20 protein-coding genes and 1 other RNA gene are annotated in these 24,700 nt (G+C 64.8%); 7 read left to right on the plus strand and 14 right to left on the minus strand.

Annotation, left to right across the window (positions count from 1 at the left end; all coding sequences use genetic code 11):
- Positions 1–130: 130 nt before the first annotated feature.
- The 14 genes from glnA to ompA form a co-directional block, all read right to left on the minus strand.
- Positions 131–1,546, minus strand: a complete 1,416-nt coding sequence (gene glnA / locus AC1DJH_RS03265; RefSeq protein WP_093434476.1) for a type I glutamate--ammonia ligase — start codon at positions 1,544–1,546, stop codon at positions 131–133.
- A 146-nt stretch (positions 1,547–1,692) separates the two neighbouring features.
- Positions 1,693–2,493 (minus strand): competence/damage-inducible protein A, encoded by an 801-nt coding sequence (locus AC1DJH_RS03270; RefSeq protein WP_478184699.1) that lies wholly within the window; start codon positions 2,491–2,493, stop codon positions 1,693–1,695.
- On the minus strand, positions 2,490–3,386 hold the full coding sequence (locus AC1DJH_RS03275; RefSeq protein WP_478184700.1) for an EI24 domain-containing protein: 897 nt from the start codon (positions 3,384–3,386) through the stop codon (positions 2,490–2,492). Before AC1DJH_RS03275 ends, AC1DJH_RS03270 begins: the two co-directional genes overlap by 4 nt.
- A 50-nt stretch (positions 3,387–3,436) precedes the next feature.
- Positions 3,437–4,411 carry a sterol desaturase family protein gene (locus AC1DJH_RS03280; protein ID WP_478184701.1) on the minus strand — a complete coding sequence of 325 codons (975 nt, stop codon included), beginning with the start codon at positions 4,409–4,411 and terminating at the stop codon, positions 3,437–3,439.
- A gap of 10 nt (positions 4,412–4,421) precedes the next feature.
- The gene (locus tag AC1DJH_RS03285) at positions 4,422–5,234 is read right to left on the minus strand and encodes a polysaccharide deacetylase family protein (protein WP_478184702.1); all 813 of its coding nucleotides are present in this window, start codon (positions 5,232–5,234) and stop codon (positions 4,422–4,424) included.
- On the minus strand, positions 5,218–6,225 hold the full coding sequence (locus tag AC1DJH_RS03290; protein ID WP_472117795.1) for a YncE family protein: 1,008 nt from the start codon (positions 6,223–6,225) through the stop codon (positions 5,218–5,220). The genes AC1DJH_RS03285 and AC1DJH_RS03290 overlap by 17 nt, the downstream gene beginning before the upstream one ends.
- An 81-nt stretch (positions 6,226–6,306) precedes the next feature.
- Positions 6,307–7,056, minus strand: coding sequence for a pseudouridine synthase (locus tag AC1DJH_RS03295; protein WP_478184703.1), 750 nt, complete (start codon positions 7,054–7,056; stop codon positions 6,307–6,309).
- A gap of 61 nt (positions 7,057–7,117) precedes the next feature.
- A complete protein-coding gene (gene ggt, locus AC1DJH_RS03300; RefSeq protein ID WP_478184704.1) occupies positions 7,118–8,854 on the minus strand; it encodes a gamma-glutamyltransferase in 1,737 nt (578 codons plus the stop codon).
- A 37-nt stretch (positions 8,855–8,891) separates the two neighbouring features.
- Complete coding sequence (locus AC1DJH_RS03305) at positions 8,892–10,487, minus strand: methyltransferase regulatory domain-containing protein (protein WP_478184705.1); 1,596 nt, start codon at positions 10,485–10,487, stop codon at positions 8,892–8,894.
- Between the two features lie 209 nt (positions 10,488–10,696).
- Positions 10,697–10,948, minus strand: coding sequence for a hypothetical protein (locus AC1DJH_RS03310; protein WP_478184706.1), 252 nt, complete (start codon positions 10,946–10,948; stop codon positions 10,697–10,699).
- A gap of 587 nt (positions 10,949–11,535) precedes the next feature.
- Positions 11,536–11,922, minus strand: a transfer-messenger RNA (tmRNA) gene (gene ssrA / locus AC1DJH_RS03315).
- Positions 11,923–11,934: 12 nt separating this feature from the next.
- Positions 11,935–12,603, minus strand: coding sequence for an HAD-IA family hydrolase (locus AC1DJH_RS03320; RefSeq protein ID WP_472117810.1), 669 nt, complete (start codon positions 12,601–12,603; stop codon positions 11,935–11,937).
- Positions 12,600–13,328, minus strand: a complete 729-nt coding sequence (gene ubiG / locus AC1DJH_RS03325; RefSeq protein WP_478184987.1) for a bifunctional 2-polyprenyl-6-hydroxyphenol methylase/3-demethylubiquinol 3-O-methyltransferase UbiG — start codon at positions 13,326–13,328, stop codon at positions 12,600–12,602. Before ubiG ends, AC1DJH_RS03320 begins: the two co-directional genes overlap by 4 nt.
- Before the next feature lie 127 nt (positions 13,329–13,455).
- Positions 13,456–14,106 (minus strand): outer membrane protein OmpA, encoded by a 651-nt coding sequence (gene ompA, locus AC1DJH_RS03330; RefSeq protein WP_472117813.1) that lies wholly within the window; start codon positions 14,104–14,106, stop codon positions 13,456–13,458.
- Positions 14,107–14,330: 224 nt separating this feature from the next.
- Between ompA and gyrA the strand changes: the two genes are divergently transcribed.
- The 7 genes from gyrA to rpsA all read left to right on the plus strand — a co-directional run bounded on the left by gyrA (position 14,331) and on the right by rpsA (position 24,694).
- On the plus strand, positions 14,331–16,976 hold the full coding sequence (gene gyrA / locus AC1DJH_RS03335) for a DNA gyrase subunit A (RefSeq protein ID WP_478184707.1): 2,646 nt from the start codon (positions 14,331–14,333) through the stop codon (positions 16,974–16,976).
- Positions 16,973–17,548, plus strand: a complete 576-nt coding sequence (locus AC1DJH_RS03340; RefSeq protein ID WP_435435453.1) for a DUF2059 domain-containing protein — start codon at positions 16,973–16,975, stop codon at positions 17,546–17,548. Before gyrA ends, AC1DJH_RS03340 begins: the two co-directional genes overlap by 4 nt.
- A gap of 70 nt (positions 17,549–17,618) precedes the next feature.
- Positions 17,619–18,686, plus strand: coding sequence for a 3-phosphoserine/phosphohydroxythreonine transaminase (gene serC / locus AC1DJH_RS03345; RefSeq protein ID WP_478184988.1), 1,068 nt, complete (start codon positions 17,619–17,621; stop codon positions 18,684–18,686).
- Between the two features lie 29 nt (positions 18,687–18,715).
- The gene (pheA, locus tag AC1DJH_RS03350) at positions 18,716–19,849 is read left to right on the plus strand and encodes a prephenate dehydratase (protein WP_478184708.1); all 1,134 of its coding nucleotides are present in this window, start codon (positions 18,716–18,718) and stop codon (positions 19,847–19,849) included.
- Between the two features lie 16 nt (positions 19,850–19,865).
- Positions 19,866–20,756 (plus strand): prephenate dehydrogenase, encoded by an 891-nt coding sequence (locus AC1DJH_RS03355; protein WP_478184709.1) that lies wholly within the window; start codon positions 19,866–19,868, stop codon positions 20,754–20,756.
- A gap of 1 nt (position 20,757) precedes the next feature.
- Complete coding sequence (locus AC1DJH_RS03360; RefSeq protein WP_478184710.1) at positions 20,758–22,809, plus strand: bifunctional 3-phosphoshikimate 1-carboxyvinyltransferase/cytidylate kinase; 2,052 nt, start codon at positions 20,758–20,760, stop codon at positions 22,807–22,809.
- A gap of 196 nt (positions 22,810–23,005) precedes the next feature.
- Entirely contained in the window at positions 23,006–24,694 is a 1,689-nt protein-coding gene (rpsA, locus tag AC1DJH_RS03365; RefSeq protein ID WP_187108569.1) for a 30S ribosomal protein S1, read from the plus strand.
- The last annotated feature ends 6 nt before the right edge of the window (positions 24,695–24,700 follow it).

Raw genomic sequence — 24,700 nt, forward strand, 5'->3', positions numbered from 1 at the left:
GCATTTTCATGCAATTCGACGCCACCGGTGACCAGATGTTCCGCAGTAAGACAAAAGGACGGCCAGGGCCGTCCTTTTGTCTTACTTCCCCTCGGAAGACCGAGGGGAATGGCTGCTTTCGCGCGAGCGATTACAGCGAGTAGTACATGTCGAATTCGACGGGGTGCGTCGCCATGCGGAAGCGCGTGACTTCCTGCATCTTGAGCTCGATGTACGCGTCGATGTACGAGTCGGTGAACACGCCACCCTTGGTGAGGAACGCACGGTCCTTGTCGAGGTATTCCAGAGCCTGGTCGAGGCTGTGGCACACGGTCGGGATCAGCGCGTCTTCTTCCGGCGGCAGGTGGTACAGGTCCTTGCTGGCGGCTTCGCCCGGATGGATCTTGTTTTCCACGCCGTCGAGACCGGCCATCAGCAGCGCAGCGAAGCCGAGGTACGGGTTCATCAGCGGATCGGGGAAGCGCGCTTCGACGCGGCGGCCCTTGGGGTTCGCCACGAACGGGATGCGGATCGAGGCCGAGCGGTTCTTGGCCGAGTAGGCCAGCTTCACCGGGGCTTCGAAGCCGGGCACCAGGCGCTTGTAGCTGTTGGTGCCGGGGTTCGTGATGGCGTTCAGGGCACGGGCGTGCTTGATGATGCCGCCGATGTAGTGCAGCGCGAAGTCCGACAGGCCCGCATAGCCGTCGCCGGCGAACAGGTTCTTGCCGTCCTTCCAGACGGACTGGTGCACGTGCATGCCGGAGCCGTTGTCACCGACGATGGGCTTGGGCATGAAGGTGGCGGTCTTGCCGTAGGCGTGGGCCACGTTGTGGATCACGTACTTCTGCAGCTGGACCCAGTCGGCGCGCTGGACCAGCGTGCTGAACTTGGTGCCGAGTTCCATCTGGCCGGCGTTGGCCACTTCATGGTGATGCACTTCGACCGGGATGCCGAGGGCTTCGAGCACCAGGCACATTTCCGAGCGCATGTCCTGGAAGCTGTCGACCGGGGGCACCGGGAAGTAGCCGCCCTTGACTGCCGGACGGTGGCCGGTGTTGCCGTGTTCGTATTCCTTGTCGGTGTTCCACGAGGCTTCTTCGGAATCGATCTTCACGAAGCAGCCGGACATGTCGTTCTTCCAGCGAACGCCGTCGAACACGAAGAATTCGGGTTCCGGACCGAAGAAGGCGGTGTCGCCCAGGCCCGAAGCCTTCATGTAGGCCTCGGCGCGCTTGGCGAGCGAACGCGGATCGCGCTCGTAGGCCTTGCCGTCTGCCGGGTCGATCACGTCGCAGGTCAGGATCAGCGTCGTTTCTTCGAAGAAGGGGTCGATGTTGGCGGTGTTCGGGTCGGGCATGAGCTGCATGTCCGAGGCTTCGATGCCCTTCCAACCGGCGATGGAGGAACCGTCGAACGCGTGGCCCGAGGTGAATTTGTCTTCATCGAAAGCCGAGACCGGCACGGTGACGTGCTGCTCTTTGCCACGGGTGTCGGTGAAGCGGAAGTCGATGAACTTGACCTCGTTTTCCTTGACGAGCTTGAGTACATCGGCGACGGTCTTTGCCATCAGTTTCTCCTGAGTTGGATGGTGGTTAGGAATACAGGGACGAGGGATGCAGTTTCTGTGCCATTGTCACCTCACGGGATGAGGCCTTGATGAACGCTGCAAACCCCAAATAAAAGCGAAATTTCACCAAATTGGTGCCATCGACATTAACGCACCAATTCGGGTCCGAGCTTGGCATCAAAACCGTGCAAGCCTTCGATGAGCTGGGCATAGGCCGCCTCGAGGCGGACGCGGTCGCCCTTCACGCCAAGCTCGATATGACGGCCATATTCGGGGTGATCGACGCTCGGCAGGCTGAACACCTTGACGCCGGCATGCTGGTCTTCGATGGCCTGCATGAGCGGCGTGAGGGTGGCCTCCATGGCACCGAAAACGATCACGGACTTCTCGGCGACGGCGTTTCGGGTAAACAGATCGGCGTAACGGCCGTCGAGCACGGACTCGACCATCGGCCAGGCCATGACCGGGAAGCCCGGCACGAAATGGACGTCCGCCACGCTGAAGCCGGGGATCTTGTTGTACGGGTTGTGGATGAGCGTGGCGCCCTGCGGGAACACGCCCATGTTGAGCCGGTGCACGTTGTCGGACCGGTCGGGCTCGTAGGGCACGCCCTGCTCGCGCGCGGTGTCCTGCATGCGCTCGCGGATCAGCAGCTCGGCCTCGGGGTGCAGCGCCAGCGGCACGCCCAGCGCCTTGGCAGCGCACTGGCGGGTGTGGTCGTCGGGCGTGGCACCGATGCCGCCGGTCGAGAACACGATGTCGCCCGAGGCAAAGGCACGGGCGAGCGCTGCGGTGATGCGCGCCGGCTCGTCGCCGACGTATTCGGCCCAACTGAGCTGCAGGCCGCGGGCGGCGAGCAGTTCGATGACCTTCGCCATGTGCTTGTCGGCCCGTTTGCCGGAAAGGATCTCGTCGCCGACGACGATGAGACCGAATGCGCGTGTCATGGTGAACCCCATTGAGAAAGAGCGGCCTTGTTGGCTTGCGCGGCCTCCAGCGCCGGTGTGCCGCCGGCGGCCGACGCCGCAGCCACCTCGGCCACTGCGCGCTGGGCCCGCAACTGCCCGAGCGCGTCGAGGCAGTAGTGGGCGAACCAGAGCGCCGAAAAGGCAAAGACCAGTGTGTAGATCCAGATGGCGATCGGCACCAGAACGAAGAAGGCGGCTGCGAACAGCAGGCCCGACGCCCAGACGAGGCTGGGCGCCGCGCCCAGGTAGCCGCACAGCACGCCGATGCACAGCAGCGGCAGCCGGTGCGCGCGCAGCAGCGCGGCGCGCTCCTCGGGGCTGGCATGGTCGGCCAGCGCGTCGAAGCTCATCACGCGGTAGGTGAGCCAGCCCCAGATGAGCGGCGGAAGAATCAGCACGAGCGGCGGAATGAGCCACAGCGGCATCGACACCACCAGGGCAACCAGCGCAAGGAGGGTGACGCCGATCGAACGCAGGGCGCTGCCGAAAAAAGAGGCGCCCTTCTTCTGCTCCAGCGACGGAAAACGCCGCTCGGCCACCAGCCTGGTGAGTGCCGGCGCCATGAACCCGGCCACGATCAGCAGGCAGAGCACCACGATCAGCGGGGTGGCGGCGAACACCACGACCAGCGGCGCCAGCATGCCGGCGACGTCGCCCGAGAACAGCCGCCCGATCCAGGCCCAGAAGCTGGACAGCAGCGGCCAGGCGTCCAGCGCACCGCGCGTCCAGGCCACCGACGCTTCCCAGTAGAAATAGCCGAGACCGGCCGCCAACGCCACCATCAACGCCAATGGGAGCAACGACAGCACGATCACGCGCGGCAGCATGCAGTAGGCGACCGCGCGCCAGAAGGAATCGAGGAGCAGGCGCATGAGGCAGCGAGGATAACGCCTGGGGCGAACCATCCGGGGGCCGGAGCCCCTCAGCCGCGCCCGACCATTCGCTTCAGGCCGAGCCACTGCTGCGACCAGAAGCCGCGGCCGTACTCGCGCACGCGGCCGTCGGCACCGGGTTCGACCTGGTCGCGGATGCCCGTGGGGTCGTAGCGGTTCTCGAAGTTGGCGGTGCGAAACATCATGTCCCACCAGGGGAGCAGCACGCCGAAGTTGTGGCCGCCCAGCGTGCTCTTGCCGTTGGATTCGTGACCCAGGCCGATGCTGTGGTGCAGCCGGTGAAAGCGCGGGCTGATCCACAGCCGCTCGCCGAGGGCACCGAAGCTCAGCCGCAGGTTGGCGTGCTGCAGGCTCTCGCTGAGCTGCGTGAACGCGACGAAGGCGATGAACTGGCCCGGCGCCACGCCGATGAGCTGCGCCACGACGACGATCAGCGTGTCATGGACGATGTCGTCTAGCAGGTGGTTGCGGTCGTCGCTCCACATGGTCATCTGGCGCTGCGAGTGGTGCAGCGAGTGCAGGCCCCACCACCAGTTGAACTGGTGCTGGCCGCGATGGATCCAGTAGCCGACGAAGTCGAGCACCACCAGGTAGATCGCAAACGCGAGCACCGGCACGTCGGTCACGCCGGGCCACACCTCGTCGAGGTGGAAGGTACCCCACCCTGCCGTGCGCAGGCTGCCCATGGCGTCGTCGAAGAAGGGCTGCAGCGTGAAGAAGATGGCCAGGCGGAACAGTCCGAGCCGGTGGATCAGCGTGTAGAGCACGTCGGTGCGGATGGCCTGACGGTCGACCACAGGCTCCACCGAACGCCAGCGCTGCAGTGGCCCGATCACCGCGATCAGCACCACGATCTGGATGGCGCCCACCAGCAGCCAGCCGGTGGCGTCGAAGGCGTCCTCGGTCCAGCCGCCCAGGCCCACCGCGAAGACCAGCGGCTGCACCACGGCTTCGAAGAACCAGCCCTGCAAGGTGGAAAAAATGTCCGTCAACCACTCGATCACGACAGAAACCTCAAGGATGGGATGCGATCCAGGCGCGGAAGTCGGGGTGTTGGCGCAGGGTTTCGAAGCAGAAGCCCTTGGCCTTGAGGCCCACGATCAGCGGCTCCAGATTGGCCGGCGCCCACGGATCCTTGCGCGACCAGATGCCCAGGTGCGCGAGCAGGATGTCGCCGGGGCGGATGGTGTCGAGCGCCTGGGTGAGCAGCCTGGCGTTGCTGAATTTTTCGCTCGGAAGTTCGTCGCCCAGGAAGCCCGCGGGCGCCCAGCCGACGTACTTGTAGCCACAGCCCTCGGCGGCCGCCAGCAGCGCGGGCGAGGTCTTGCCGCCGGGCGCACGGTACAGGGGCAGCGGCTTCTTGCCGGTGATGGCGGCCAGCCGGTCGGACGACTTGCGGATGTTGGCGCAGTACTCGGCGGCGGTCCAGGTCGATTCCTTGCCGTCCTGCGGACCGGCCGACGCTTTGATGCGAAAGCTCGGCGGCGTGCCCTTGACGTCGGCGCGCCAGTAGGCGTGGTCGTAGGTGTGCGAGCCGAACTCGTTGCCCTCGGCCGCCCTCGCCTTCCACCATGGCGCCCAGTGGTCGTCGAGGCTGTCGCCGTCGGTCTGGGTGCGTTCCGCGGCGGCAAAGAAGGTGACGCGCACGTTCTGCCGTTTGAGCACGTCGGCCACCAGCGGGGCGATGCCCATGTGACCGGTGTCGAAGGTCAGGTAAACCGGCTTCTTGCAGGTGGCCGCGCCCTGCGCCGCCCACGCGCCAGGAATGACGCTTGCGGCCATCAGCAGCGCGAAAGCCGCGCCGATGCGCCTACGTCCGCTTGCCATGGTCCAGCGTCCACACGCCGTGCGGCGAACGGCCGACGTTGACCTGGCGCACCACCTTCTGGGCCACGAGGTCGACCACGGTGAGCTTCTTGGCCCAGCGCGAGGTCACGTACAACGTCTTGCCGTCGGCCGACACGTCCATGCAATCAGGGCCGCCGGGCACGGCGTAGTTGGCAACGACCTTGAGCGTCGCCAGGTCGATGCGGCTGATGGTGTTGGCCACGCGGTTGCTCACGAACACGGTCTTGCCGTCGCCAGCCGAGCGGAAGGCATGGGCGCCCTTGCCGGTGGGGATCTTGCCGACCAGCTTGGGCTCCGCGCCGGCCACGTCGAACACCTGCACGCCGTCGCCGCCGGTCAGGCCGACCAGCAGGGTCTTGTCGTTGTGCACGCCGAAGATGTCGGCCGGCATCGGGCCGGTGGCGGTGCGCCACTTGACTGTTTGCGTGGGCAGGTCGACCGCGATCATCTCGTCGCTGTCCTGCATCGTCACGTAGGCGATGGTGCTGGTGTTGTCGATCCAGATGTGGCTGGGCGTCTTGCCGCTGGCAATGCGCTTGGCCAGCTTCAGGTCCTTGCCGTCCCAGCGGTACACGTCGACGTGGTTCAGGCGGTTGCCCGCCGTGACGAACCACTTCATGTCACGCGAGAACTGCAGCTGGTACGGATCGATGATGCCGTACACCACGCGCTGCACCGCGGCCGTCTTCGGGTCGAGGAAGGTCAGCGAATCACCGGCCGAATTGGCCACGATGACCGACTTTTCGTCGGGCGTCATGTAGAGGTGATGCGGCTCCTTGCCGGTGGCGATGCGCTGCTTTTCGGTCCAGTCGACCGGATTGATCACGCTCACGCTGGCGTCCAGCGAGTTGAGCACGAAGATCGGCGGTGGTTCGGCCGGTGCTGCGGTTGCGGTGTGCGCCGCCAGAACCGTCAGACAGGAAAAAATCAGAGCCGCGAGGCGGCCGTTCGGTCGAGCAGGAAGTCGCAAGGGAAGGTTCCGAGAGAGAGCTGACGATCTTAACGATCCGGACTTAAGGCTGGCTGACCGGGCGGGCGCTCTTTCTCTCCCCTATTTCGGTGGTTTGGCGGGTTTCGAGGGCGCGCGCAGCGCCGCGACCTCTTCGGCCGTGAGCCAGCGCCACTGCCCCGGCGCCAATGCCTCGGGCAGCGCCAGGTCGCCGATGCGCGAACGGTGCAGCCCTTCGACCCGGTTGCCGACCGCAGCCAGCATGCGCTTGACCTGGTGGTACTTGCCTTCGGTCAGCGTGAGCCGCAGGTGCAGCGGGCTGTCCGATTCGCAGGCGGCGGCGCGCACGGGCTTGGGGTCGTCGTCGAGCACCACGCCGGCCAGCAACTTCGCGATCTGCGCCTCGTCGACCGGGTGCTTGGCCGTCACCTCGTAGACCTTGGGCACGTGGTGCTTCGGCGAGCCCATCTTGTGGATGAACTGGCCGTCGTCGGTCATCAGCAGCAGCCCGGTGGTGTCCTGGTCGAGCCGGCCGATGGCCTGCACGCCCTGCACCGCGCCCTTGTTGGGGCGAAGGCGCAAGGGGGACGGCAGCAGCGTGTAGATGCTCGGGTAGGTCGAGGGCTTCTGCGAACACTCGGTGCCGGCCGGCTTGTGCAGCATCAGGTAGGCCTTCTCGTGGTACGCCCACGCGGTGCCCTGGACAGTGAAAAGCAGGCCTTCGGGGTCGAGGTCGGCGAAAGGATCGGTCACGGCCCGGCCGTCGATGGCCACGTGGCCTTGCTGCGCAAGGCCCGCGCAGACGCGCCGTGTGCCGAAGCCCTGGGTGTAGAGAATGTCTTGCAGGTGCATGGGAAATGAAAAAAGCGGCCGCGCCCACAAGGGCACGACCGCCTTCAAGTGTGCCGCAGGTTCAGTAGCCCGCCGCCAGGCCCGTGTTGCGGCGCGGGTCGTTGGCACCGTAGAAGCGGTTGTTGCCGACCGGCTTGCCGCCCAGCGAAGGTGCGCCCACGATGATCGCCGCGAGGTGGTTGGCCGGCTGCGGCACGCCCAGGTTGTGGCCCATGTCGGTCAGTATCTTGCGCGTGTCGGGGCTGATGGCGAAGGTCTCGACGTTGGTGACGTCAGGCAGCCATTGCTGGTGGAAGCGCGGCGCATCGACGGCTTCCTGCACGTTCATGCCGTAGTCGACCACGTTCAGGATGGTGTGCAGCACGGCCGTGATGATGCGGCTGCCGCCCGGCGTGCCGACCACGAACACGGGCTTGCCGTCCTTCGACACGATGGTCGGGCTCATGGAGCTCAGCGGGCGCTTGCCCGGGGCGATGGCATTGGCTTCGCCCTGCACCAGGCCGTACATGTTGGGCACGCCGATCTTCGAGGTGAAGTCGTCCATCTCGTTGTTCAGCAGCACGCCGGTCTTGGCGGCCGTGACCTTGGCGCCGAACCAGTCGTTCAGCGTGTAGGTGACGGAGACGGCATTGCCCCACTGGTCGGTGATCGAGTAGTGCGTGGTGTTGCTGCCTTCGTGCGGCGCGACGCCGGGCTTGATGTCCTTCGACACACCGGCCTTCTTCGGGTCGATGGCGGCGCGGATCTTCTCGGCGTAGCCCTTGTCGAGCAGGCGGTCGAGCGGGTTCTTCACGAAGTCGGGGTCGCCCAGGTAGCTGTTGCGGTCCACGTAGGCGTGGCGCATGGCCTCGATCTGGTAGTGCACCGACTGCGCCGATCGGAAGCCCAGGTCCTTGAGCGGGTAGCCCTCGAGGATGTTGAGCATCTCGCAGATGATCACGCCGCCCGAGCTGGGCGGCGGCGCCGACACCACGCGGTAGCCGCGGTAGTCGCACTCCACGGGGGCGAGTTCGCGCGTCTTGTACTGGTCGAGGTCGGCCTGGGTGATGATGCCCTTGCCTGCCTGGCTGGAGGCCACGATGGCATTGCCGACCCAGCCCTTGTAGAAGCCGTCGGGTCCCTTGGCGCTGATCTCCTTCAACGTCTTGGCCAGGTCCTTCTGCACCAGCTTCTGGCCGACCTGGAAGGGCTGGCCCTTGTTCAGGAAGATGGCGCCGGAGACCGGGTCTTTCTGGAAGTCGGCGGTGGCGGTCCAGAGCATGTCGATGTCGCCCTGCTCCAGCGCGAAGCCCTTGTCGGCCAGTTGGATCGAGGGGGCGATCAAGTCGGCGCGCTTCATGGTGCCGTACTTCTCGCGCGCGTATTCCATGCCCGACACGGACCCTGGCACGCCCACGGCCAGGTGCCCGTTGGTGCTCAGGCCCTTGACGACGTTGCCGTCCTTGTCCAGGTACATGTTGGCCGTGGCGGCCAGCGGCGCCTTCTCGCGGAAGTCGAGGAAGGTCTTGCGGCCGTCGGCCAGCTGCACGGTCATGAAGCCGCCGCCGCCGAGGTTGCCCGCGGCGGGGTACACCACCGCCAGCGCGTAGCCCACAGCGACCGCCGCATCGACGGCGTTGCCGCCGCGCTTGAGCACATCGACGCCGACCTTGCTGGCCAGGTGCTGGGCGCTCACGACCATGCCGTGCTCGGCCGCGACGGGCGCCTGCGACGCCGCTTGGGACGCGCCGGCGGCCGCCAGCGCGAGCACCGCAGCAACGGCAGCGCGCAGGTTGGGGGTCCAGTGAATGGGTTGCATGCGAGAGTCTCCTCTGTGGTCGATGAAGAATGAAATGTCAGGCGGTGAGCAAGGCCTTGCGTCGCAAGGAAGCCAGCGCCAGCGCAACTTGCTGACGGGCGAATTCTTTCACCTCCGAAGGGTCGGTCAGCGGTTGGTCGTCCTTGACGAAGCGCAGGCGGTCGTCGCGCACTTCGGCTTCGAGATATTCGGCCAGCGCATCGTGCGAGCGCGTGCCGTCGAGCAACGCCAGCAGGCTGCGCTCCAGCGGCGACAGTGCCACGGACTCGTGCCACTGGTTGCATGCGCTGGCCGTGGTGCCCGCCCCCAAGGGCAACGTCGGCGCGCTTCGTACCGCGGGCAGCGCCTGGGGCAGGCTGGACACCGCGCAGGCCACCGGCACCGGCGAGCGGCGGATGCGCAGGGCGCCGAGGATCAGCAGCTCCTCCAGCATGGCCATCACGACGGGCTCGACGGTGGCTGACGATTCGTCGGCAAGCCTGGCTGCCGCTTCGATCAAGGCGTGTGGCGACATCGACGAGGGGTAGCAGGCATCCAGCAACTGCGCAACCGCCTTCTGCACCGGCAGCCTCGGCGTGACCTTCAGGCCGCGAATGGCATTGCAAGGCTGCGCTCGCGCGTCGCGCGTGAACGCGCCGCCGTCTTCGGGGGTGAACACACCTGCGAACTCGAGCACACGAAGGCGCGCGGGGTCCAGCCGGTAGCGAACGCGCTCGGCGTTCGCCTGCTTGACCAGCAGCGTCTGGCGGAAGGTGCGGTTGACCAGGAAGTCGAGGTACTGCTCCATCAGGACCTGGCTGCCGCCGCATTCGCGCAGCAGCGGGTCGCGAACCTTCTCGCCGTAGTTCTGCACGAACATGGTGGAAGGCTCGGCGTCGCAGAGATAGGCCAGGCCGTGGTCGGCGGCCCGGGCGACAAATTCCTTGAAGTAGCACGGCGCGTTGCAAGGCTCGAGGAACTCGTGCATCAGGTACGAACTGCTGGCGCTGCGCACGATGGGCATCGTCTCTTCGAGCGTCTTCTTGAGCACGCTGTCGGGGCGCGCCGACTGCTCCAGGAAATCGAGCATGCCGCGTGCGTACGAAAGCTGTTCTTCCGGCGTGTCCCGCGGCCCGCCGCGCAGCATCATGGCGTCGCGCACGATCTCGCGCGCCTTCCAGCCGGGGTACACGTTGTAGCTCACGTAGGCCACGCCGTTCGGCGCCAGGTTCTGCGAGCAGATGCGCAGGATCGCGTCCTGCACGGGGCCTGGTACCCAGCTGTACACACCATGGCAGACGATGTAGTCGAACTGGCCGAACGAGGCGTCGATGTCCGCGATGTCGAAGGCTTTGAGGTCGATGTTCCGCAGTCCCGCATGCCCGATGGCCGCCACGCCATGCGCGACCTGCACCGGGGACAGATCGACGCCGACGGCGCGGGCCTGCGAGTGGCGCGCCGCGAAGGGAATCAGATTGCCGCCGGCGGCGCAGCCGAGTTCGAGCACGCGAGAGGTGGAGGGGTCGGGCGCATCGAGGCCGAAGAGGAAGGCCAGCGCTTCCAGGTGCTCCATCGCCGACTGAGGGAACGGGTGCGAGTCATAGGGCACTTCGTCGTAGTAGCGGGTCAACGTGGAGGTCAGGGTATCCGGCACGGGTGTCCTTTTTCGGGATCTGGGCGGGCGCACAGGCCTTGCGCATTGCGTGGTCCACGAAAGTTGCAGTGACTGCAACGTGACAACGCTCGGCGACTATAGCCTTGCGCTGAACCGAAAAAACGTTGGCCTGCGCACTGCTTCGCGAACCGGCGCATAAAAAAAGCCCAGCCATTCGGCTGGGCTTGAAAGCCTATTGCTGGCATGCATCAAGGCCCCCGCACAGGTTGACCAGCGGGGGACGGTTTACCCGTCAAGGAGAAATTCGGAGGCGCAGGGGCAAGCACGGTGTGAATGACAGGACGCAGCCAATGCGTGGCCGCATCCTCGGGCCACATGGCGCGCAAGCGATCATCGCGCCACAGGTCGCGTGCGACGTCTTCCAGTTCGAGGAGGTCCACGGTGTGCCACTGCCGATGCAGCCGGTGCGCACAGGCGGCGATCCAGAGTGTGGCGGGCATGGTTTGCATGTGCTTAGTCTACTGTATATTTGTACAGTATTCCAGCAAGGAGATCCGCAATGCCTGCGACAGAGGAAACCGACGAAAAGCAGAAGTGCGAAGACCCGGTACAACTGGCACAGCAACTGTTCGGCAACCCGGGGAGCTACTTCCGGTATCTATACCCTGGCCGCGAGCACGGAGCCAACGATCCCCGGTCTTAGAATGGCCAGATGAATTGGCGCACACTGCTTCCGCTTGCCTTGGTCCTCACTGGCTGCTCTACACCTCCCAACGAAGTCACGCAGATCCGAGAAGGTGTCCTTCGCGCCATGACCTATGTTCAGGCTGCAGATTATTGCGACGCAAGAAGCAAGACACCGCGTTGGCTGGGCAAGGCGCCGGCCGAACAGGGCGTGCTGTTCCAGTGCAACTGAACCTCTGAGATTTGCCAATCGGGCGCCGAGCAGCGCTCGATGACGAGAACGCGTGCACCCTGCGCTCGATGGGCTCAAGCGTCATGGGTCGGTCAGGAAAAGCATACGACGACGTACGGCGGTCGTACGCGTCGCGGGCCCCACGTTCAGTGAGACCCGTCCGCAAGAATGTGGTGGAGCTGGGGGGATTTGAACCCCCGTCCGCAAGCCTTCATCGCGCAGTTCTACATGTTTAGTGATCTGATTTAAGTCTCGCTTCCTGAGTCGCGCAGTCACACGCTAAACCGGACGCCAGCACCCTATTTTCTCGCCTCGACCCAAGGTACCCGGATCGAAGCCAGCCCATGTAATTATCTTTGCAGCCGGGAGGTTTCAGATTGCTCTGTTACCCCCTTGCCCAGCCCATCGGCCTGCTGTTGCAAAGCTCACTGGCAATTAAGCAGCGAGTGCGAAACGTTCGTCGTTTGCAGTTAGTTTGTTTGAATCTGTTTTACGAGCGCATTCAGCTCGACATGCCCCGCTGCGACTCCGAACCCACGTCGAAACCAGTGCAGCCCCAAGCGAACCATTTTAGGCGTTATTCAGCAACTTCAAGAGCTCAAGGGGTGAAGAGATTGAAGCATCTGCATTCCATCGCGTCGAATCGGCCTGCGTTCCCATGTAGCCATAGGTGGCCGCGACCGTTCGCATGCCCGCGGCACGGCCCGCGATGATATCGCGCTCATCGTCACCAACGTAGACGCACGCTTCCGAAGGAACGCCCAGGCGACGAGCAGCCTCATGCAAAGGTTCGGGATGCGGCTTTGCAAAAGGGGTGGTGTCGCCACTCACTACCGCGCCCGCACTCGTGAAAAGCGCCATGGCGCGCGTCAGCGGATCAGTGAAACGCATCGACTTGTTGGTCACGACACCCCAAAGCAGGCCCTGCTCTCGCAGCGCTTCGATCAGGGCCTGAACGCCGTCGAACACTTGCGTGTTGAGCAGCATGCGGCGCTCGTAAATGACGAAGAACTCCTCGCGCAGATCGTCGAATTCGGGCGATTCCGGCGTGATGCCGAATGCCACGCCCAGCATTCCCCGCGCACCGGCACCGGCCATCGGCCGATATCGCTCGAGCGGATACGACGCAAGGCCGCGATCGGTTCGCATCTGGTCGGCTGCGGCCCCCAGGTCGGGCGCGCTGTCGATCAGTGTGCCGTCGAGGTCGAACAGCACGGCCTGGATCAATGCTCCCGTCATCCTTGCAACTCCGGCAAGGCGGGCTTCTGAGTCGCGAACATGTAATTGACGCTGGTATCGCCGCTGAGCCAGTAGCGCCGGGTCAACGGGTTGTGCTCCAAGCCGCGCGTGTGTCGCAGGTCAAGGCCCGCTGCACGGCAGTAGCCGGCAAGCTCGCTGGGCCGGATCAACTTCGCATACTCATGGGTTCCGCGCGGCAACATGCCCAAAACGTACTCGGCGCCCACGATCGCGAGCATGAACGCCTTCAGGTTGCGGTTGATGGTGGAAAAAAACACCCACCCGCCCGGCTTGACCAGCGTGGCGCAGGCCTGAATGACCGAGCCCGGCTGCGGCACATGCTCGAGCATTTCCATGCAGGTGACGACATCGAAGCTGCCTGGCTGTTCGGCTGCGATGGCCTCGGCGCTGATCTCCCGGTACTTCACCCCCCGCGTGCCAGCTTCGAGCGCGTGCAGTTGCGCGACCTTGAGCGCCTTGCCCGCCAGGTCGATGCCCAGGACATCCGCGCCCTTGCGCGCCATGGAGTCGGCCAGGATACCGCCGCCACAACCGATATCGAGCACACGGCGCTGCGAGATCGGCGCAATGCCTTCAATCCAGTCAAGGCGCAATGGATTGATTTCATGCAGTGGTCGGAATTCGCTCTCCAAATCCCACCAGCGATGTGCGAGTTCCGAGAACTTGGCCAGTTCGGCCGGGTCTGCATTCACGTTTTCTGTCATGCAGCGATTATGAAACGAGCAATGCCAAATCAACGCCTCATGGGCTTTGGCAAGATCGATCACTAATTCGACGCCCATAAAAAAACCCCGCCGAAGCGGGGTTTTCACGGTCGATGGAATCGATCGATCAGTTGGCGCGGGTGCCAACCACTTCGATTTCCACGCGACGGTTCTTGGCGCGGCCTTCCTTGGTGCGGTTGTCAGCCACTGGCTGCTTCTCGCCCTTGCCTTCGGTGTAGACGCGGTTGCGTTCGATGCCCTTCGAGACCAGGAAGGCCTTGACGGCTTCGGCGCGACGCACCGACAGACGCTGGTTGTAGGCGTCCGTACCGATCGAGTCGGTATGGCCCACAGCGATGATCACTTCGAGGTTGACGCCACGGATCTTCTCGACCAGGTCGGTCAGCTTGGCGCGACCTTCAGGCTTGAGGACCGATTTGTCGAAGTCGAAGAAGGCGTCAGCAGCGAAGGTCACCTTCGAAGCAGCGACTTGTGCCGGGGGTGCAGGAGGCACCGCGCCAGGGGCGGGAGCCACAGCAGCCGGACCAGCCGGAACCAGAGCGCCGTCGCAACCGGCAGCAGCCGTAGCAGGCGTCCAGTTGGCATCACGCCAGCACAGTTCGTTCGTGCCGTTCTTCCAAACCAGTTCGCCAGTGCCGTTTTGCCAGTTGTCGATCGTAGGACCGCCGTCCGCAGCGGTGACACGGGTCTGCGCGCCGGCGGCAGTGGCGAGCGCAGCGACTGCAAACATCATCGCCACTTTATTCAGTTTCTTCATGGTTCTCCTCTTGGGGAAAAAGCCGCAGCCGCGCTGCGAATCAAGGACGCTTTAAGTGACCACCACCCAAAACGTTGAGGCGATTGTGCCATAGGGTCTTTGGCAAACAGGCCGCCGGGCACCCCGGAAGCGTAGGACGGAGGCGGAATAGACGCCTTGTGTTGCGGCGGTGCGACACCCCTCACAGCGTAAAATTTCGGCTTCCTGCCGCCAGCCACTCGCCCATGACCTCCTTCGCAAAAGAAACCCTGCCCATCAGTCTCGAAGAGGAAATGCGCAGCAGCTATCTCGATTACGCCATGAGCGTGATCGTGGGCCGGGCGCTTCCCGATGCCCGCGACGGCCTCAAGCCGGTGCATCGCCGCGTGCTGTTCGCCATGCACGAGCTCAACAACGACTGGAACCGGCCGTACAAGAAATCGGCCCGTATCGTCGGCGACGTCATCGGCAAGTACCACCCGCACGGAGACCAGTCGGTCTACGACACCATCGTGCGGCTGGCCCAGGATTTCTCGATGCGCCACATGCTGGTCGACGGCCAGGGCAACTTCGGGTCGGTCGACGGAGACAATGCGGCCGCAATGCGCTATACGGAAATCCGGCTGGCCAAAATTGCGCATGAAATGCTGGCCGATATCGACAAGGAAACCGTCGACTTTCAGGACAATTACGACGGCTCCGAAAAAGAGCCGAAAGTTTTACCGAGCCAGTTGCCTAATTTGCTGGTCAATGGCTCGGGTGGTATTGCGGTCGGCATGGCCACCAATATTCCTCCGCACAACCTGAATGAAGTTGTGGACGCCTGTCTTCATCTGCTGCGCAATCCCGAGGCGAGCATCGACGAGCTGATGGAAATCGTGCCCGCGCCCGACTTCCCCACCGCCGGCATCATCTACGGCATCAACGGCGTGAAGGATGGTTACCGCACGGGCCGCGGCAAGGTCGTGATGCGTGCGAGGTGCCACTTCGAGGACATCGACCGCGGCCAGCGACAGGCGATCGTCGTCGACGAGCTCCCCTACCAGGTCAACAAGAAGACGCTGCAGGAGCGCATGGCCGAACTGGTGCACGAGAAGAAGATCGAGGGCATCAGCCACATCCAGGACGAGTCCGACAAGTCGGGCATGCGCCTGGTGATCGAACTCAAGCGCGGCGAAGTGCCAGAGGTCGTGCTGAACAACCTCTATAAGCAGACGCAGCTGCAGGACACCTTCGGCATCAACATGGTGGCGCTGGTCGACGGCCAGCCGAAGCTGTGCAACCTGAAGGACCTCATTCAGGTCTTCCTGCAGCACCGTCGCGAAGTGGTCACGCGCCGCGCCGTCTTCACGCTGCGCAAGGCCCGTGAACGCGGCCACGTGCTGGAAGGCCTCGCGGTGGCACTCGCCAACATCGACGAATTCATCCGCATCATTCGCGAATCACCGACGCCGCCCGTCGCCAAGGCCGAGCTGATGACCCGCAGTTGGGACAGCAAGCTGGTGCGCGAGATGCTCACGCGTTCGCGCGCCGACGGCGGCGTGATCAACGCCGACGACTACCGTCCCGAAGGCCTGGAGCGCGAATTCGGCATGGGCTCGGATGGCCTCTACCGCCTTTCGGACACGCAAGCGCAAGAAATTCTGCAGATGCGCCTGCAGCGCCTGACCGGCCTCGAGCAGGACAAGATCGTCGCCGAGTACAAGGACGTCATGGCGGAGATCGACGACCTCCTCGACATCCTGTCCAAGCCCGAGCGCGTTTCGATCATCATCGGCGACGAACTCGGCACCATCCGGCAGGAATTCGGCCAGACCAAGGTCGGCGCACGCCGCAGCCAGGTCGAACACAGCGCGTTCGACCTGTCGACCGAAGACCTGATCACTCCGACCGACATGGTGGTCACGCTTTCGCACAGCGGCTACATCAAGAGCCAGCCGTTGGGCGAATACCGCGCACAAAAGCGCGGCGGCCGCGGCAAGCAAGCCACGGCGACGAAAGAAGACGACTGGATCGACCAGCTCTTCATTGCCAACACGCACGACTACATCCTGTGCTTCTCCAACCGTGGCCGTCTCTACTGGCTCAAGGTATGGGAAGTGCCCGCGGGCTCGCGCGGTTCGCGCGGCCGCCCGATCGTCAACATGTTCCCGCTGCAGGAAGGCGAAAAGATCAACGTCGTGCTGGCGCTGACCGGCGAAAAGCGCGTCTTCCCGGCCGACCAGTACGTGTTCATGGCCACATCGATGGGCACCGTCAAGAAGACTGCCCTCGACGAGTTCAACAACCCGCGCAAGGGCGGCATCATTGCCGTCAACCTCGACGAAGGCGACTACCTGATCGGCGCCGCACTCACCGACGGCAAGCACGACGTGATGCTCTTCAGTGACGGCGGCAAGGCCGTGCGTTTCGACGAGGAAGACGTTCGTCCGCTGGGCCGCAATGCACGCGGCGTGCGCGGCATGTCGCTGGACCCGGGACAGGGCGTGATCGCCATGCTGGTGGCCGAGGACGAGCAGCAAAGCGTGCTCACCGCCACGGAAAACGGTTACGGAAAGCGCACAAGCATTACGGAATACACCCGTCACGGCCGGGGAACCAAAGGCATGATCGCGATTCAACAGAGTGAGCGCAACGGCAAGGTCGTCGCCGCCACACTCGTGCATGCGGACGATGAGATCATGCTCATTACCGACAAGGGCGTGCTGGTGCGCACCCGGGTTGCCGAAATTCGTGAACTGGGTCGCGCGACGCAAGGCGTCACGCTGATCGGGCTTGACGAAGGCGCCAAACTCAGCGGACTACAACGTATCGTCGAAAACGACGCGAACGGCGAAAGCGAGCCGGACGCGGACGATACTTCCACATCTTCAACGGAGAATCCTCAGTGAAAAAAATCAAACTCGCACTTCTGACGGTCGCCCTGGCAGGCAGTTCCATGGCCGCAATGGCCCAGGACAAGGCCACGCTCATCAAGCAGTTCATCGACATCCAGCGCCCCGGCATCGAATCGCTGGCGCGCGGCTTGGTCGAGCAATCGAGCGCTCCGATCGCACAGGCGGGTTCGCAGTATCTGCAGACGCAGGTTCCTGAAGCCAAGCGTGAATCGGCCGCCAAGGCCGCCGATGCAGAGCTCAAGAAGTACTTCGACGACGCCTACCCGATCGTTCGCGACAAGGCCATTCAACTGGCACCGGGCGCCCTCACCCCGCTGCTCGAGCAGAACTTCAGCGAAGACGAACTCAAGCAACTGCTGGCCTGGATCAACTCGCCGCTCAGCAAGAAGTACCAGGAACTGAACCCGAAGATGCAGACCGCATTGACGGAAAAGCTGGTCACCGACACGCGCGCCACCATCGAGCCCAAGATGCGCGCACTCGACGAGAACGTCGCCAAGGCACTGGGTGCCCCGACCGAAGCCCCCGCTGCCAAGGCACCCGCCAAGGCTCCAGCCAAGAAGTAAAAGCAAAGTGACCCAGCAGCAGACGCCGGCCGGCAAGCGCCCCTACAACTTCTCGGCCGGTCCGGCTGCCATGCCGGAGGCGGTGCTGCAACGTGCCGCCGCCGATATGCTCGACTGGCAGGGCAGCGGCATGAGCGTGATGGAGATGAGCCATCGCGGCAAGGAATTCGGTGCGATCTGCACCCAGGCCGAAGCCGACATCCGCACGCTGCTGGCCATTCCCCCAAATTTTCACATCCTGTTCATGCAGGGTGGCGGGCTGGGCGAAAACGCCATCGTCCCGCTGAACCTGTCGCGTGGCAAAGCCGCCGATTTCGTCATCACCGGCAGTTGGAGCGTCAAGTCGCACAAGGAAGCGCAGCGCTACTGCACGGCACGCGTGATTGCAACAAACGCCGACAACCAGCACACGCAGCTGCCCGATCCCGCGACCTGGCAGCTCTCGAAGGACGCCTCGTACGTTCACGTGTGCTCCAACGAGACCATCAACGGCATCGAATTCCAGCAGTTGCCCGACCTGGCCGGACTTGGCAGCACGGCCCCGCTGGTCATCGATTTCTCTTCGCACGTGGCCTCCCGCAGCGTCGACTGGTCCCGCGTAGGCCTGGCCTTCGGCGGCGCACAGAAGAACCTCGGCCCGGCTGGCCTGACGATCGTGGTGGTGCGCGACGACCTGCTGGGCCATGCGCTCGAGATCTGCCCGAGCGCGTTCAACTACAAGACGGTGGCCGACAACAACTCCATGTACAACACCCCGCCGACCTGGGGCATCTACATGGCGGGGCTCACTTTCCAGTGGCTGCTTGCGCAGAAGGAAGGCGACCTGACGGGCGTGGCTGCCATGGAGCAACGCAACATCGCCAAGGCGAAGCTGCTGTACGACTTCATCGACGGCTCCGACTTCTATGCCAACCGTATCGACCCGAGCTGCCGTTCGCGCATGAATGTGCCGTTCTTCCTGGCCGACGAGGCCCGCAACGAGGCCTTCCTGGCCGGCGCGCGCAAGGCCGAGCTGCTCCAACTCAAAGGCCACAAGTCGGTCGGCGGCATGCGGGCGAGCATCTACAACGCCATGCCGTTGGCAGGGGTGCAGGCCCTCGTGGGCTACATGCGAGAATTCGAGCGATCGCACGCCTAGTCGCGTGCTCCGCTCAGCTGCTCGCACCGATGACCGATTCCGCACCCACACCACCCTCCTCGTCCGGCGCTCCCGCCGATAAATCCGAAGGCCTTTCCGATCTGCGCGTGCAGATCGATTCGCTCGACCAGAGGCTGCTCAGCCTTCTCAACGAGCGGGCCCACGTCGCCGAACTGGTGGGCGAGGTCAAGAAGCGCGAAGGCACGCCGTTCTTCCGCCCCGACCGTGTGGCGCAGGTCATCGACAAGATGCAAAAGAGCAATGGCGGTCCGCTTAAGGACCTCCATGTCGCGGCCATCTGGCGCGAGATCATGTCGGCCTGCCTGGCGCTCGAATCGCCGCAGCGCGTGGCCGTGCTGGGCCCCGAAGGCACCTTCTGCGAACAGGCCGCCGTCGAATACTTCGGCGGCGCCGCGGACCTGGTCTATTGCGCCAGCTTCGACGAGGTGTTTCACGCCACGGCGGCGGGCAGCGCCCAATACGGCGTGGTCGGCGTCGAGAACTCGACCGAAGGCGTGGTTACCCGTTCGCTCGACCTGTTTCTGCATTCGCCCACCCATGTCGTCGGCGAAGTCAGCCTGCTGGTGCGCCACCACCTGCTGCGCAACAGCAACTCGCTCGAAGGCGTCGAGGCCGTGCTGGCCCACCCGCAGGCGCTGGCGCAGTGCCAGACCTGGCTGTCCAAGCACCTGCCCAACGCAGAGCGGCGCGCCGTGTCGAGCAACGCCGAAGGCGCACGCCTTGCGGCCACCAACCCGGCCTGGGCCGCGCTGGCCGGCGAACGTGCCGCCACCCGCTTCGGCCTGCACATCGTGGCGCACGCCATCCAGGACGACTCCTACAACCGCACCCGTTTCTCGGTGATCTGCCTGCCGCAGACGCTGGCCATGCCGCCGGCCTCGGGCCGCGACTGCACGAGCCTGATCGTCTCGGTGCCGAACCGCCCGGGCGCGGTGCACGACCTGCTGGTGCCGCTGAAGGCGAACAACGTGTCGATGACGCGCTTCGAGTCGCGCCCCGCGCGCACGGGCCAGTGGGAGTACTACTTCTACATCGACCTCGACGGCCACCCCTCGCAGCCCAATGTGGCCGCGGCGCTGGCCGAGCTGCGCGGCCTGTGCGCCTTCTACAAGGTGCTGGGCGCGTACCCCGTCAAGGCCTGAGCGGCAGGCAGACAGCATGTTCGAACAACTGGGACTGATCGGCTGCGGCCTGATGGGCGGCTCCTTTGCGCTCGCGCTCAAGCGCGCGAAGCTGGTGAAGCGCGTGGTGGGCTACAGCAAGTCGCCCTCCACGACCGAGCGGGCACGCCAGCTCGGCGTGATCGACGTGGCGGCGCCCTCGGCGCTGCTGGCGGTGTCGGGGGCGGACCTCGTGCTGCTCGCCGTGCCGGTCGCGGCCTCGGAGGCCATGTTCAAGGCCATTCGCCACGGCATTTCGGCCGACACGCTGGTGATGGACGTCGGCTCGACCAAGGGCGACGTGATCGAGGCCGCACGCAACGGCCTGCAAAAGCAGTTCGCGAACTTCGTGCCGGCTCATCCGATCGCCGGCAAGGAAGTCTCAGGCATCGAACACGCCGAAGCTTCGCTCTTCACCGGCCGCCAGGTCGTGCTGACACCGGTCAAGACCACGCTGCGCTCCAACGTGCAGCGCGCCTCGCAGGTGTGGAGCGGCATCGGCGCCCACGTGCTCACCATGACGCACGAGGAGCACGACGCCGCCTTCGCCGCCGTGAGCCACCTGCCGCACCTGCTGGCCTTCGCCTACACCAACGCCATTGCGGCGCAGCCGCACGGCGACCGCTTCCTGAGCCTCGCAGGACCGGGCTTTCGCGACTTCTCGCGCATTGCCGCCAGCGACCCGGTCATGTGGCGCGACGTGCTGCTGGCCAACCGCGAACAGGTGCTGCAGCAGTCGCAGGCCTTCCGCAAGGCGCTGGAAGACCTCGAGGCGCTGATGACCGCGGGCGACCTGCAGGCGCTGGAGCAATCGATTGCCGCCGCCAGCAAGACCCGCGCGGCCTGGAAGCCGGCCGCCGGCACGTCGTCGCAGCAACAGGACAACTGACATGTTCTCGACGGCCTTCCTCGACCTCCCGCCGCTGGCAGGCGCTGCCGGCACGGTGCGCCTGCCGGGCTCCAAGAGCATCTCCAACCGCGTGCTCCTGCTGGCCGCGCTGGCCAGCGGCACCACGACGGTCCACGACCTGCTCGACTCCGACGACACGCGCGTGATGCTCGACGCCTTGCGCGCGCTCGGTTGCGGCATCGACCCCGGCGGAAACACGCTGCGCATCACCGGCGTCGGCGGCCAGCTGAAACCCGGCGGCACGCTGCTGCCGCTGTTCCTCGGCAACGCCGGCACCGCCATGCGTCCACTGACCGCGGCGCTGTCGCTGCTGGGCGGCGAATTCGAACTCAGCGGCGTGCCGCGCATGCACGAGCGCCCGATCGGCGACCTCGTCGACGCGCTCACGCAGCTCGGCTGCCGCATCGACTACCTCGGCAACCCCGGCTACCCGCCACTGCGCATCCACCCGGTGCCGCACGGCGAACTGGCGCTCGACGCGCCGATCCGCGTGCGCGGCGACGTGTCCAGCCAGTTCCTGACCGCGCTGCTGCTGGCGCTGCCGCTCGCGGCGGGCAATCTTGCCCCCACGACCGGTGCTGAGGCGTCGGCGGGGCGCGACATCGTGATCGAGGTGGTCGGCGAGCTCATCTCCAAGCCCTACATCGAGATCACGCTGAACCTGCTGGCGCGCTTCGGCATCCAGGTGCGGCGCGACGGCTGGGAGCGCTTCACCATTCCCGCCGGCAGCCGCTACAGCTCGCCGGGCGACATCCATGTAGAAGCGGACGCGTCTTCTGCTAGCTATTTCATAGCGCTTGGTGCAATAGCGACGGGCGTATCCGGCAAAAATGGCGTACGCATCGAGGGGGTGGGCGGCGATTCGATCCAGGGCGACATCCGATTCATCGACGCGGCCCGGCAGATGGGCGCGCAGGTCGACAGCGGCCCGAACTGGCTGGAAGTGCGCCGCGGCGCCTGGCCGCTGAAGGCGATCGACATCGACGCCAACCACATCCCCGACGCCGCGATGACGCTGGCCGTGATGGCGCTCTACGCGGACGGCCCGACCACGCTGCGCAACATCGCGAGCTGGCGGGTGAAGGAAACCGACCGCATCGACGCGATGGCCAACGAACTGAAGAAGCTCGGCGCCACCGTCGAGGCCGGGCCGGACTTCATCCGCGTGCACCCGCTGGCCCAGTCCGACTGGCGGGCGGCAGCCATCCACACCTACGACGACCACCGGGTGGCCATGTGCTTCTCGCTGGCGGCGTTCAACCCGGCGGGCGTGCCGGTACGCATCCTCGACCCGCACTGTGTCGCCAAGACCTTCCCCGACTACTTCGAAACCCTGTTCTCGGTCGCCGAAGCCACCGAGGTACCGGTGATCTGCATCGACGGCCCGACCGCCTCCGGCAAGGGAACGCTTGCGGCCGAAGTGGGGCGCCTGCTGGGCTATCACTACCTGGACTCGGGCTCGCTCTACCGCGTGACAGGCCTGGCCATGCGGCGCGCCGGGCTGAGCGCCGAGACCCGACACGAGGCCGAGATCGCCACCCTTGCGGCCGCCCTGCCCCTGCAGTTCACCGATGGCAAGGTGCTCCTCGCCGGCGAGGACGTCAGCGAGGACATCCGTACCGAAGCCGCCGGCATGGACGCCTCGCGGGTCTCCACGCTGCCGGCCGTGCGCGCCGCGCTGCTGGCCCTGCAGCAGCGCTTTCGCCGCCTGCCGGGCCTGGTGGCCGACGGCCGCGACATGGGCACCGTGATCTTCCTCGACGCGGCGCTCAAGGTGTTCCTCACGGCCAGCGCGGCCGAGCGCGCCGAACGGCGCCATAAGCAGTTGATTTCAAAGGGTATTTCGACTACACTCGACAGTCTTCGCTCCGACTTGGAAGCACGTGACGCCCGGGACTCCTCCCGCAGCGTCGCCCCTCTGAAGCCGGCGCAGGATGCCCGCCACCTCGACAACTCCCGGCTGTCCATCGAGCAATCGATCGACACGGTGTTGAACTGGTGGCAGCAAGTACAGCCTTTCAAGTCCGCTTGAAGGGCTCGCGCCAACCGGGTGTTCCGGCGGGCGCATACCGCTCCAGCAGGCTCTTCTCGCGCGACAGCGCACTGGCCTTCTGGTTGTTCAACGAACCCGGGCTCACGCCCAACCAACCGCCGTCTACAGACCCACAGCAGCCGCACGCAATTTCGCACGAGCGCCTGCCAACCCTGCCTGACGGAAGGAACCATAAATGTCTGAATCTTTTGCCGACCTATTCGAAGAGTCCCTGAAGCGTTCCGAAATGCGCACCGGCGAGGTCATCACGGCCGAAGTCGTGCGTGTCGAACACAACCACGTCGTCGTCAACGCCGGTCTGAAGTCCGAAGCGTATGTGCCGATCGAAGAGTTCAAGAACGACAAGGGCGAACTCGAAGTCCAGGCCGGCGATTTCGTTTCCGTTGCCATCGGCAGCGTTGAAAACGGCTACGGCGACACCATCCTCTCGCGCGACACCGCCAAGCGTCTCGCTTCGTGGCTCGCCCTGGAGAAGGCCCTGGAATCGGGCGACTTCGTCACCGGCACCACCAGCGGCAAGGTCAAGGGCGGCCTGACCGTCCTGGTCAACGGCATCCGCGCGTTCCTGCCGGGTTCGCTGATCGACACGCGTCCGATCAAGGACCTGACCCCGTACGAGAACAAGACCCTCGAATTCAAGGTCATCAAGCTCGACCGCAAGCGCAACAACGTCGTGCTGTCGCGCCGTGCCGTGGTCGAAGCCAGCATGGGCGAAGAACGCGCCAAGCTGATGGAAACCCTGAAGGAAGGCGCTGTTGTCCGCGGCGTGGTCAAGAACATCACCGAATACGGTGCGTTCGTGGACCTCGGCGGCATCGACGGCCTGCTGCACATCACCGACATGGCATGGCGCCGTGTCCGCCACCCGAGCGAAGTCGTTCAGGCCGGCCAGGAAATCACCGCCAAGATCCTCAAGTTCGACACCGAAAAGAACCGTGTCTCGCTGGGTCTGAAGCAAATGGGTGACGACCCGTGGATGGGCGTTTCGCGCCGCTACCCGCAATCGACCCGCCTGTTCGGCAAGGTCACGAACATTGCCGACTACGGCGCGTTCGTCGAGCTCGAACCCGGCATCGAAGGCCTGGTGCACGTGTCCGAGATGGACTGGACCAACAAGAACATCGCTCCGAACAAGATCGTCTCGCTGGGCGACGAAGTCGAAGTCATGGTCCTCGAAATCGACGAAGACAAGCGCCGCATCAGCCTCGGCATGAAGCAGTGCAAGGCCAACCCGTGGCAAGAGTTCGCGCAAAACACCAAGCGCGGCGACCGCGTCAAGGGCCCGATCAAGTCGATCACCGACTTCGGCGTGTTCGTGGGTCTGGCTGCCGGCATCGACGGCCTGGTTCACCTCTCGGACCTCTCGTGGAACGAAACCGGCGAAACCGCCGTTCGCAACTACAAGAAGGGCCAGGAAGTCGAAGCGCTCGTGCTGGCTGTGGACGTCGACCGCGAACGCATCAGCCTGGGCATCAAGCAGCTCGACAGCGACCCGTTCACCACGTTCACCACCGTGAACGACAAGGGCCAGATCGTGACCGGCAAGGTCAAGACCGTGGACGCCCGTGGCGCTGAAATCGACCTGGGTGAGGACATCCTCGGCTACCTGCGTGCTTCGGAAATCTCGCGCGACCGCGTCGAAGATGCCCGCAACGTGCTGAAGGAAGGCGACGAAGTCACCGCCATCGTCGTGAATGTGGATCGCAAGACCCGCAACATCCAGCTGTCCATCAAGCAGAAGGACATGGTCGACGAACAAGGCGCCATGGCCAACCTGAGCCAGCAGTCGGCACGCGAGAACGCGGGCACGACGAGCCTGGGCGCCCTGCTGCGCGCCAAGCTCGACAACAGCGACAACAAGTAAGCTGAG

This window comes from Variovorax sp. 10N412, assembly GCF_056394985.1.